Raw genomic sequence first — 11683 nt, forward strand, 5'->3', positions numbered from 1 at the left:
AGGATGATCGCAATCCATGTAGGAGCGGTCTGTGGCCGCGAAGGAATCGGCGCGGTCCACCTGACATACCCCCCTACACTTGTCTCAGCCGGTAACCCCGGCCACGAAAACATCAATATTGATATATATTCTCAGCCTTGCTTTTCACTGCCTTGGGTACCTCGAATTGAACAAAGGACTGTTTCTGGCCTGCGCCCTGGCCCTGCTCGGCGGGTGCGATTCATCGACATCGGAGAAACCCGTCGAGCCCCCGCCACCGGCCGCCGTGAATGCTCTGCCCAAGCCTGCGGCGAGCGTCGATCTGCCGGCCCTGGCGCAACGTTACAAAGGCCGTGAACTGGCCGTTGCCGACGTCTCCGAAGTCCAGCTCGACGGCGCCAGTACCCTCGCCGTGACCTTCACTGCACCGCTGGACCCCAAGCAGAATTTCGCCGACAAGGTTCATCTGGTTGACAGCACCCGTGGCAAGCTGGACGGCGCCTGGGAACTGTCCGACAACCTCATGGAGCTGCGCTTTCGCCATCTGGAACCCAAGCGCAAACTGGTACTCACGGTCAATACCGGTCTGCTTTCCGTGAACCAGAACACCCTGGCAGCCCCACACACCGTTCGCCTCGAAACCCGAGACCTGCAGCCTACCGTAGGCTTCGCCAGCCGCGGCTCGCTGTTGCCCACCCGGCTCGCCGAAGGCTTGCCGGTCATTGCCCTGAATGTCGACAAGGTCGATGTCGAATTCTTCCGCGTCCGACCCGAGCAACTGCCAGCCTTTCTCAGCCGCTGGGGCCGCAACAGCAGCCTGCAAAGCTACGAATCCCGCGAGCTGTTGCCCATGGCCGAACTGGTCTACGGCGGCCGCTTCGATCTCGATCCCGCACGCAATACCCGCGAGACCCTGCTGCTGCCTCTCGGCGGCATCAAGCCATTGCAGCAACCAGGCGTCTATCTGGCGGTGATGCGTGCCTCGGGCAGCTACGACTATGCGCAGCCAGCGACGCTGTTCACCCTCAGCGATATCGGCTTGTCCGTGCACCGCTATGCCGAGCGCATGGATGTATTCACACAGGCCCTGGAGGGCGGCAAGGCCTTGGCCGACGTCAGCCTGCAGTTGCTCGACGCCCAGGGCCGGGCCATCGGCGAAGGCAAGACCGACGCCGCCGGCCATGCCCAACTCGCCTCGCCGGTGAAAGCCGAAGTATTGCTGGCGCGCCAGGGCGACCAGACCAGCCTGCTGCGCTTGAACACCGCGGCACTGGATCTGGCCGAATTCGACATCGCCGGACCCAAGGCGCACCCGTTGCAGTTTTTCGTGTTCGGTCCGCGAGACCTCTACCGTCCCGGCGAAACCGTGCTACTCAATGCCTTGTTGCGCGACAACGACGGGCACCCGGTCAAGCCGCAACCGGTCAGCGTCGAGGTCCGCCGCCCGGACGATCAGCTCAGTCGCAAGTTCGTCTGGCAGCCGGATGCCTCCGGCCTGTATCAGTACCAGTTGCCACTGGCTGGCGAAGCCCCGACCGGGCGCTGGCAGCTGCTGCTCGATCTGGGCGACGGCAAGCCTCAGGTTCACGAATTCCAGGTGGAAGATTTTCTCCCCGAGCGCATGGCGCTGGACCTCAAGGGCCCGGACACGCCCATCGCGCCCGCCGATGCGCTGGCTGTCGAGGTGACCGGCCGCTATCTGTACGGCGCGCCGGCTGCGGGCAATCGTTTGAGCGGTCAGGTCTACGTGCGTCCGCTGCGCGAGGCTGTGTCGACGCTGCCCGGGTTCCAGTTCGGCTCGCTGACCGAAGGCGAACTCAATCAGGATCTGGAGCTGGACGAGACCACTCTCGACGCGCAGGGCAGGGCGACCCTCGCCATCGACAGCCGCTGGAGCGAAGCCAAGTCCCCATTGCAGGTGGTGCTGCAAGCCAGCCTGCAGGAATCCGGCGGCCGGCCCATCACTCGTCGTCTGGTGCAACCGGTATGGCCTGCGGATCGGCTGCCCGGTGTGCGAGGAACGTTCGAAGGCGAGAACGTCGACGGCGATGGACCGGCCGAGTTCGAGCTGCTCGTGGCCGATGCCCAGGGTCACAAGCTCGCTGCCGATGCCCTCAAGGTACGCCTGGTGCGCGAACGCCGCGATTACTACTGGAACTACTCCGAGAGCGACGGCTGGAGCTACAACTACAACGAGAAATTCCTGAACCTGAGCGAGGAAACCGTTGCAGTTGCGGAGGGTGGCACCGCCAAGGTCAGCTTCCCCGTTGAATGGGGGCCGTACCGCGTCGAGGTCGAAGATCCGCAAACCGGCTTGGTCAGCAGCCTGCGCTTCTGGGCCGGCTACAGCTGGCAGGACAACACCGAAGGCGGCGCGGTACGCCCCGATCAGGTCAAGCTGGCCCTGGACAAGCCCCACTACGCAGATGGCGATACGGCCAGGGTGACAGTGACACCGCCCGCGGCCGGCAATGGCTATCTGCTGGTGGAGTCCGCCGAGGGCCCCTTGTGGTGGCAGGAGATCGACGTACCTGCCGAGGGCAAGACCTTCGACATCAAGGTCGATCCGAAGTGGGCCCGGCATGACCTCTACATCAGCGCGCTGGTGGTCCGTCCCGGCGAGCGCAAGGCCAACGTCACCCCCAAGCGTGCGGTCGGCCTGCTGCACCTGCCGCTTGAGCGTGCCACGCGCAAGCTGGCGCTGACCCTCGACGCGCCTGCGAGCATGCGCCCGCAGCAGCCGCTCACGGTCAAGGTCACGGCCCGCAACAGCGATGGCAGCATCCCCCGTCAGGCCCACGTACTGCTGGCAGCGGTGGACGTCGGTATCCTCAATATCACCCAGTACGCCACGCCCGATCCTTTCGCCGCGCTGTTCGGCCGCAAGGGCTATGGCGCCGACCAACTGGACATTTATGGGCAGTTGATCGAAGCGGGGCAGGGCCGGCTGGCCAGCCTGGCATTCGGTGGCGATGCGGCCGATCTGGCCAAGGGCGGCAAGCGCCCGCAGACCAGCGTCACCATCGTTGCGTTGCAAAGCGCTCCGGTGACGTTGAACGAGCAGGGCGAAGGGCAAATCACCCTCGATATTCCTGACTTCAACGGCGAGCTGCGCGTGATGGCCCAGGCCTGGACCGATGATCGCTTCGGCATGGCCGAGGCGCGTACGGTGGTCGCCGCGCCGCTGGTTGCAGAACTGTCCGCGCCGCGCTTCCTCGCCGGTGGCGACCAGGCCCGCATTGCGCTCGACATCACCAACCTCACCGAACGAGCGCAAACCCTGACCGTGCAGGTGAACGCAGATGGGCCGTTGACCCTGCTGGACGCTCCCCGGCAACCGCTGCAACTGGCCAAGGGGCAACGTCAGACCCTGCATCTGCAGGTACAAGCTACGGGCGGATTGGGTCAAGGTCACATCAAGGCACGAATAGAAGGGCTGAACCTGCCCGGCGAAACCTTGCCTGCCATTAGCCGGGACTGGACCCTGGGCGTGCGCCCCGCCTATCCGGCGTTGGTCAGGCATCTGCGCAACGTGCTCAAGGATCAGCCCTGGACGCTTCCCGCCGGTACCCTGTCGCCCTTCGAGCCCGCTGGGCGCGAGGCACTGCTCAGCCTGTCGAACCGGCCGCCGCTGAACATCGGCGAGCAGATCAAGGCGCTCAAGGCGTATCCCTACGGCTGCCTTGAGCAGACCGTCAGTGGCCTCTACCCGTCGCTGTATTCCGATGCCGCCAGCCTGAAAAAACTGGGTGTGGAAAGCGACACCGACACCGAGCGCACGCGCAAGATGGACATCGGTATCGAGCGGCTGCTGGGCATGCAGCGTTACAACGGCAGCTTCGGCCTGTGGGGTCCGGATGGCGAGGAAGAGTACTGGCTGACCGCGTACGTGACCGATTTCCTCCTGCGTGCTCGGGATCAGGGCTACGCCGTACCACCCGAGCCGTTGAAGAAAGCCAGCGAGCGACTGTTGCGCTATCTGCAGGAGCGCGACCTGATCGAGGCCGACTACAGCGACAATCTCGACCACACCCGCTTTGCGGTCCAGGCTTATGCCGGCCTGGTGCTGGCGCGCAGCCAACAGGCACCGCTGGGCGCGCTGCGCAGCCTGTTCGAACGGCGCAGTGATGCGCGCTCGGGCCTGCCACTGGTGCAATTAGCGATCGCGCTGCAGAAAATGGGTGATCAGCCCCGTGCCGACCAGGCACTGCAAGCCGGTCTGGCGGCAGGACGCAACGACAGCGACTGGCTCGGCGACTATGGCACCCCGCTGCGTGACCAGGCACTGATCCTGGCCTTGCTGCAGGAGAACGATCTGAGCAAATCCACACTCGAAGAACGCCTGTTCACTCTCTCGGATCTGCTGGCCGGCAACGGTTGGCTATCGACCCAAGAGCGCAATGCCCTGTATCTGGCCGGTCGCAATGCGCTGGCCTTGCCCGAGCAACCCTGGACTGCCCAGGTACAAAGTGCCGGCGTCAGTCACCTGTTGAGTGACGCCCAGCCAGCGCTGAAACTTGCAGACGGTGCGCTGTCCGAGTCGCTCACCGTTACCAGCCAGGCACAACAGCCGCTCTACCAGCAGGTGACGCTGTCGGGCTATCCGGTACGGCCGCCGGCGCCGCACGAAGAAAATCTGTCGATCCGTCGCCAATACCTGAGTTTGGACGGCGAGCCGCTCAAGCTCGATACCCTCAAGAGTGGCGAGCTGGTGCTGGTGCATCTGGTGGTGGGTGCCAAACAGCGTGTACCGGACGCGCTGGTGGTGGATCTGCTGCCCGCTGGGCTGGAAATCGAAAACCAGAACCTGGCGCTAAGTGCCGCCAGTCTGGACAACGCCAGCAGCAGTGTCCGGCAGTGGCGCGAATCGATGCAAAACGCCAACCTGCAGCATCAGGAGTTTCGCGATGACCGCTACGTGGCCGCACTCAAGCTCGATGGCTACGGCAGCACGCACCTGCTGTATCTCGCGCGTGCCGTAACGCCGGGTATCTACAAAGTACCGCCACCGCAGGTGGAGTCGATGTACCGGCCCAACTGGCAGGCCGTCGGCATTACGCCAGCGGACCTGACGGTACGCCCGAGGTGAGGCTGGGCAAGGGCAGCGAACGGTTGCCCTTGCCATTCGACCCATGGCTCACTGAATGATCCAGCTCAGCAACCACAGGCCCAGTACGGCCCAGATGACACCCATGATGATCGATGCACGCATGAACGCTCGCACAGCGGAGTACAGGAACAGCAAGCCGACGATCAACGCGGCGATGGTGACGACATTGGTGTCCATACCCAGGGTCCGCGACAGGCCGTCGACGAAGTTGCCTCCTGCGTTGCCGAGCAGGCTGAAAAACCAGCTCAGGCTGTCTACCACCCAGCGGATGATTGCGCCCAGGGCCTGTCCCAGCCACTCGAAAAAGCCTTCTACATGCATAGTTGCGTCCTGATTCGGTTAGTGGCATTCATGCCATTGTGCCCCCTTTGGCCATGCGCCAGCGAGCCAAGTTCCCGACAGCGCCTGCAAGGTCGCCGCACTTGATCGGCAGCTTTCTGGTTTTTCCGAAACCGCGTCGAGGCAGATTCATTCGCTGTGTGCTGTTGGCGATTTGTGTGCCGGTCTTTCTTCTGTGGCTGGCCGATCGACTCTGGCCACTGCCGTTGCCCCGGGATGATCTGGCGCGCGTGGTACTCGCCGAGGACGGCACACCGCTGTGGCGTTTCGCCGATGCCGAAGGGGTATGGCGATATCCGGTCAGCGTGGACCAGGTTTCGCCCTATTATCTCGAAGCTTTGCTGACCTACGAGGACCGCTGGTTCTACCAGCATCCAGGGGTCAACCCGCTGGCCCTGGCCCGCGCGGCCTGGCTCAACCTCAGCGGCGGTCGGGTGTTGTCGGGCGGCAGTACGTTGTCGATGCAGGTGGCCCGCTTGCTCGATCCGCATTCACGGACCTTCGCCGGCAAACTGCATCAGCTATGGCGAACCGCGCAGTTGGAGTGGCACCTGAGCAAGGCGCAGATCCTCACGCTGTATCTGGACCGCGCGCCGTTCGGTGGCACCCTGCAGGGCGTGGCGGCGGCCAGTTGGGCGTATCTGGGCAAGTCGCCTGCACAGCTCACTCGCAGCGAAGCCGCTTTGCTGGCGGTGTTGCCCCAAGCGCCTAGCCGCCTGCGTCCCGACCGCCATCCGCAGCAGGCGCAAGCCGCTCGCAACAAAGTGCTGCAGCGCATGGCCGAGCACGGCGTGTGGCCCACTGCACAGGTACGCGAAGCACAACAGGAGCCTTTGTTGCTGGCCCCGCGGCAGGAGCCGGCGTTGGCGCCATTGCTGGCCAGGCGCCTGAACCGCAGTGACAGTCCGCCGCTGATCCACACCTTGATCGACGCCAGCCTGCAACGGCGCCTGGAAGACCTGCTGCTGGGCTGGCGAGCGCGCCTGCCCGAGCGAACCTCGGCGGCCATCCTGGTGGTAGACGCGCAGACCATGGCCGTGCGCGCCTACCTGGGCTCGGTGGACCTGGCCGATGACCGGCGCTTCGGTCACGTCGACATGGTCAGTGCCGTCAGGTCGCCAGGCTCCACGCTCAAGCCGTTTCTTTACGGCATGGCCATGGACGCCGGCCTGATTCATTCCGAGTCTCTGTTGCAGGATGTCCCGCGACGCTACGGTGATTACCGCCCAGGCAATTTTTCCGCAGGATTCAGCGGTCCGGTCGCGGCCAGTTCGGCGCTGGCCCTGTCGCTCAATCTGCCCGCCGTGCAGGTGCTCGAGGCGCTGGGCCCCAAGCGCTTTGCCGCGCAGTTGCGCAACGGCGGCCTGCACCTGAGCTGGCCCGTGGCCGCCGAGCCCAACCTGGCGATGATCCTGGGCGGGATGGGCAGTCGCCTCGACGATCTGGTCGCCGCCTACAGTGCTTTCGCCCGCAGCGGCAACAGTGCTGCACTGCGCTGGCAGCCGCAGGATGTACTGCGCGAGCGGCCGATGATGTCGGCAGGCGCGGCGTGGATCGTGCGGCGCATCCTCAGCGGTCAGGCTCGGCCGGATCAAGACCTGCACGCCGAACTCGTCCGGCGTCCGACGCTGGCCTGGAAGACCGGCACCAGCTACGGTTTTCGTGACGCCTGGTCGATCGGCATCGGCCCGCGTTATCTGATCGGGGTATGGATCGGTCGCCCAGATGGCACCCCGGTCCCCGGCCAGTTCGGCCTCGCTTCGGCCGCGCCGTTGATGCTGCAGGTGCACGATGTCCTGAGCAATCGCGACACGCAGCGGGCCATTGCGGCGCCTGTCCAGCGCGTACCGTCCAGCGTCGGCGTCGCCGCGATATGCTGGCCTTTGGGTCAAGCGCTGGATCGGCGCGACCCCAGCTGCCGACGCCAGCGCTTTGCCTGGACACTGGACAAGACCGTCCCGCCCACCCTGCAGGCGCTGGACCAACCGCTGGGTACCGGGCTGCAGGAACAGGTCTGGCTCTCGCCCGCAGGATTGCGCACCAGTGCCTCCTGCCCCGGCGCCCAGGCACGCTCCATTGCCCTGTGGCCGGCCGCACTCGAACCCTGGCTGGCCAAGGCCGAACATCGCCAGATGCGTGTGCCGGACTCGGATCCACAATGCCCCGCGCCACCGTTGCCGGCCATGGCACCCTTGTCGATCGTCGGCGTGCGCAGCGGTGATCGGCTGCGCCATCCGGCCGCCGATGCCGGCCCATTGCGGATACACCTCGAAACACTCGGCGGACAGGGACAGCGTTGGTGGTTCATCAATGGCATGCCCCAGCAAAGCAGTGCACAGGACACTGGCCTGAACGCGGTGTTCGAGCGCATGGGGCGGTATCAAGTCACAGTGCTGGACGAGGCGGGGCAGACTGCCAGGGCCGAGCTGACCGTGGTGGACTGAGCATGGCGGGTGCCAACCGGGCTGATCAGCTCAGCCAGAACAGTGTCAGCACGAACCCTGCCAGCAGAAACGGCGTGAGCGGCAGCACGGTTGCCGACTCGGGGTTCAGGTACTCCACCTTGCGCCGATAGCGAATGCTCAACCGGTACCAGATCATCGGTGACACGAAGACCCACAGCACCAGGGCCACGATACCGCCGATCAGCGTGCCAACCAGGTGACTGCTGTCCGAGGCCAGCGCCAATGCCCAGAGCAGCTTGACCTCGCCACAGCTCAGGCGGCCATTGAGGTAGCCAGGCAAGGTAAGCGCCATGCTCAACACCAGCGCTGCGGCCGCCTCGACCATGCTCGAGCCTATCCAGGTGTGCCCGGTGGCAAACAGGCACACCAGCGCCAGCACCCCGGCGCCGACGGTCAGTTTGTCGGCGATGCGCCGCTGCCGGATGTCCTGCTCGGCGCACAAGGTAAACCACAGGAGAAGAACGAGACTTGGCATGGCAGCACCCGCTTGACGACGACAGTGACTCACTTCTGAAACAGGCCTTCTGTTTCAGATTAGACGTCTGACGCGTGACGATGGGGTTGCTGCGACACTTTTTTTCATCGCTGGCGGCAGGCTCAGCGAGGCGGGTAGGTGGACAGGATGTCGCTCACCGCTTTCTGGATGACAGTGCTGCGCTCGCTTGGCGAAACGGCATTGTCGTTGACCAGTTGTTCGGTGCTGCCACGCCACACCAGTTTGCCGTCCCGCGCATCGAGCATGTCCAGCTGCAGGGTCGCCACCTTGTAATCGATGCTGCGTGTTTCGTTCATGGCGGGCGATGCCCAATACGGACCCCAGTAGCCCCCACCCCAGCCACCGCCATAATTGGTCGTGACCTGCTGCTGACGAGTGTCGACGATCAGGTAGGCCTGCAGCGTGACGTCGGCACGGCCATCGGCAGCGGCAGGGCGTAGTCCGCGCTGGTCGAGCTGACTGCTGACGGCTTGGCGAATGCGCTGCTCGGTCAGGTCGCTGCGAACCCGCGGATCGTCTGGCCGATATTGCACCGCCGGCTCTTTCCAGGCCCAGCTGCGATAGGCCGCGAAGTCGCGGCTGGCATCGAAATCATGATTGACTCGAGGGGTTTGGCAGGCGCTCAGCAGCAGGGCCAGCGGTAGAACGGCAAGATGACGCAACATGGTGAAATCTCCTGTGGGTCAGGACGGAGGATAAGCCGTGAGCGCCTTTTGCACAGCGTTGCGTAACGCCTCGTTACGATCGCTCAGGCTGCCTTGGCTGCTGGTTTCAGCACTCGCGCTCCAGACGGGCTGGCCGCTCTTGCCGTCGAACAGGTCGATGCGCACCACCATCACCTGGATCTGGTAAGTGCGTACCACCGGATAGCTGCCATAGGCGCCGTAACGGTCGTAGCGATCATAGCCGCCATAACCACGTCCGTAGCCGGCCCCGTAGCCGACATCGTCGCGGGTCTGTTGCAGGCGGGTTTCCAGGCGCAGGCTGGTGCCGACTCGCAAGTCGGCGTTGTCGCCACTGCGCTGGGGTCGCAAGCCGCGCTGGTCGAGGGCATTGCTGACCGCTTCGGCGATCTGCGCAGAGTCCGCCCAACTGGTCCCGGCCGGTAGCTGCCCGTTGGCCCAGGCCCAATTACGATACCGGGCATAGTCGCGCGGGGGAGCGGGGTAGGCACTGGCATCGAACGTCTGCGCTGCCTGCGCGGGGGCCGGCGGCAGGGGCCTGGAGCTGGCAACATAGGGATTGGGGCTTTGGCAGGCCGCCAGGGTCAGGCAGAAAGCGCAAAGGGACAGGCGACGCATGGCAGTCTCCGAGATACCGATCAAGCGGGGCGGCAGATCCAGTGCAGGTAGCGACCCAGGCCGGCAAATGCCGGATGGCGCCGATGGGCGAGCTCCATTTCCACCAGTTGCGCAAGGTCGGCGCGCTTCTGAAAGTCGACAGGCATGTAGTCGTGGAACACGCGCACACCGCTTTTGGATTCGACACGCCAGGTGCCGTCAAGTTGCGCAGCAAGTTCGCGCGGGTCTAATGGCTGCTGGGGTGTAAGGCTCTGTTTTTCGCCTGCCAGCTCATTGCTGTGCAGTTTGCGGAAATGACCCTTGAGCAGATTGCGGTAGACCAGCGCATCGCGATTGTAGAACGCCAATGACAGCCAGCCATTGGCGGCAGTCAGCGAATGCAGGACGGGCAGAATGGCATGGGGCTCGGCCAGCCATTCCAGCACGGCGTGGCAGATCACCAGATCGAAGGCGGGCAATCCAAGTGCGGGCAGCTGCTGCCAGGACGCCTGGATGAATGTGGCGCTCTGGCCCGCTGCCGCGAAGCGCTCGCGCGCACCGTCAAGCATGGGTTCGGCCGGTTCGCTGAAGGTGACCTGATGACCTTGCTCGGCCAGCCACAAGGCCATGTGGCCCAAGCCGCCGCCGATGTCCAGCACGCGCAGGGGACGCTGAGGCAGAGCTTCGCGCAGGTCGGCCTGGAGCACGGCAAGGCGGATCGCGCCTTTGGCGCCGCCATAGATCTTCTCGGCAAAGCGGGTCGCCAATTGATCGAAATGGCGATCGTTCATCGAGCGAACCGCCGCTCGCTGTCAGCGAGTTTGGCGCGTACCACCTGTTCCATGTCCAGGCCCAGTTCGCTGCACAGCAGCAACAGGTACAGCACCACGTCACCAACCTCTTGACCGGCATGTTCGAGCTGCTCGGCCGACAGTTGTCGCGACTGGTCTTCGGTCAGCCACTGGAAGATTTCCAGCAGCTCGGACATCTCCACGCTCGCGGCCATGGCCAGGTTCTTCGGGCTGTGAAAGCGCCGCCAATCGTTGTTTTCGCGGATCTGATGAAGGCGTTGGGTAAGTGCGTCTAGGTTCATTGCAAAGCTCCTGAAGGCGCATAGCTTCAAGCCGAACTTTGCCGAACGCAATAGCTACAGAACCACAGGCCCCCAAGTGCCGCTCATGTGCAACAGCTCGTCGCGCCCATGCAAGGCCAACTGCCCGCCGAGCTCTGCAGCAGTGGCGCTCAAGATCAACTCGCTGGGCAGGCGTACCGGTTTGTGGAATTCCACCGCCAGCTGGTAATTGCTCAACGGCAGGCGTTCGCGCAAGGCCGCCACACTTTGCGCCAAGCTCCACATGCCATGGGCAATGGCAGTGGGAAAGCCGAACAGACGCGCGCTCAGGGCGCTCAGATGAATCGGGTTGTAATCGCCCGAGACTCGCGCGTAGCGTCGTCCGGTGTCCGCCGCCGCATACCAGCGATGTACCGCTACCAAGGCCTGCTGCGGATGCGGGAGGGGCGCGGGCGCGGACTCCGGCAGGCCCTCGACCTTCGCGTGGCGACACAAAAAGGTGCTGTGTTCCTGCCACAGCGACCCCAAGGGATCGTCGACTTGGGTCACCAGGTCGAACGTCACCCCTTTCTCATGGCGCTGCAGATTCTGCGTATGCACGCTGACCCGTACACCGGCGACCCCGCCCAACGGGCGCAACACCTGGATGCGGTTGCGTAGATGGACCAGGCCCAGCAGGGGAAACGGAAAACTTTTGTCGGTCATCAAGCGCATCTGCAAGGCAAACGCCAGCACATGTGGGTAAGTGGCCGGCAGCATGCCGCCTTCGCCGAACCCGCACAGTTCGCGGTAGGCCGCCAGGTGTCGCGGGTCGGCCGACAGACTGCAACGCAGGCCCAGCTCAGGCAAACGCTCGCCGGTGATCTTGCGGTTGAGCGCTGCTTTCAGATAGGCGCTGGGCAGGTCGGGATTGCGTGCCAAAGTCTGCCAGTGGATTGCCAT

The 11683-nt window shown here is 64.4% G+C and carries 9 protein-coding genes; 2 read left to right on the forward strand and 7 right to left on the reverse strand.

What is annotated here, in order from left to right; genetic code table 11:
• Positions 1-166: 166 nt before the first annotated feature.
• Entirely contained in the window at positions 167-5068 is a 4902-nt protein-coding gene (locus IFT57_RS16205) for an alpha-2-macroglobulin family protein (protein ID WP_192152040.1), read from the forward strand.
• A gap of 48 nt (positions 5069-5116) precedes the next feature.
• Here the strand turns inward: IFT57_RS16205 and IFT57_RS16210 are convergent, their stop codons facing one another.
• Complete coding sequence (locus IFT57_RS16210; protein WP_192152041.1) at positions 5117-5410, reverse strand: hypothetical protein; 294 nt, start codon at positions 5408-5410, stop codon at positions 5117-5119.
• Positions 5411-5586: 176 nt separating this feature from the next.
• On the opposite strand from IFT57_RS16210, the gene pbpC reads away from it, so the two are divergent.
• Positions 5587-7872 (forward strand): peptidoglycan glycosyltransferase PbpC, encoded by a 2286-nt coding sequence (gene pbpC, locus IFT57_RS16215; protein ID WP_446731204.1) that lies wholly within the window; start codon positions 5587-5589, stop codon positions 7870-7872.
• A 25-nt stretch (positions 7873-7897) separates the two neighbouring features.
• Here pbpC and IFT57_RS16220 read toward each other — a convergent pair whose 3' ends face one another.
• The 6 genes from IFT57_RS16220 to IFT57_RS16245 form a co-directional block, all read right to left on the reverse strand.
• The gene (locus IFT57_RS16220) at positions 7898-8368 is read right to left on the reverse strand and encodes a prepilin peptidase (RefSeq protein WP_122796469.1); all 471 of its coding nucleotides are present in this window, start codon (positions 8366-8368) and stop codon (positions 7898-7900) included.
• Positions 8369-8490: 122 nt separating this feature from the next.
• Positions 8491-9054, reverse strand: coding sequence for a DUF4136 domain-containing protein (locus tag IFT57_RS16225; RefSeq protein WP_192152043.1), 564 nt, complete (start codon positions 9052-9054; stop codon positions 8491-8493).
• A gap of 18 nt (positions 9055-9072) precedes the next feature.
• Positions 9073-9690: a DUF4136 domain-containing protein gene (locus IFT57_RS16230; protein WP_192152044.1), complete on the reverse strand. Its 618-nt coding sequence runs from the start codon at positions 9688-9690 to the stop codon at positions 9073-9075.
• A gap of 20 nt (positions 9691-9710) precedes the next feature.
• Complete coding sequence (locus IFT57_RS16235; RefSeq protein ID WP_192152045.1) at positions 9711-10460, reverse strand: methyltransferase; 750 nt, start codon at positions 10458-10460, stop codon at positions 9711-9713.
• Positions 10457-10762: a MazG-like family protein gene (locus IFT57_RS16240; RefSeq protein ID WP_192152046.1), complete on the reverse strand. Its 306-nt coding sequence runs from the start codon at positions 10760-10762 to the stop codon at positions 10457-10459. Before IFT57_RS16240 ends, IFT57_RS16235 begins: the two co-directional genes overlap by 4 nt.
• 54 nt (positions 10763-10816) lie before the next feature.
• On the reverse strand, positions 10817-11683 hold the full coding sequence (locus tag IFT57_RS16245) for a MaoC family dehydratase (protein ID WP_192152047.1): 867 nt from the start codon (positions 11681-11683) through the stop codon (positions 10817-10819).

The organism is Pseudomonas sp. CFBP 13719 (assembly GCF_014842095.1).
Taxonomy (GTDB): Bacteria; Pseudomonadota; Gammaproteobacteria; order Pseudomonadales; family Pseudomonadaceae; genus Aquipseudomonas.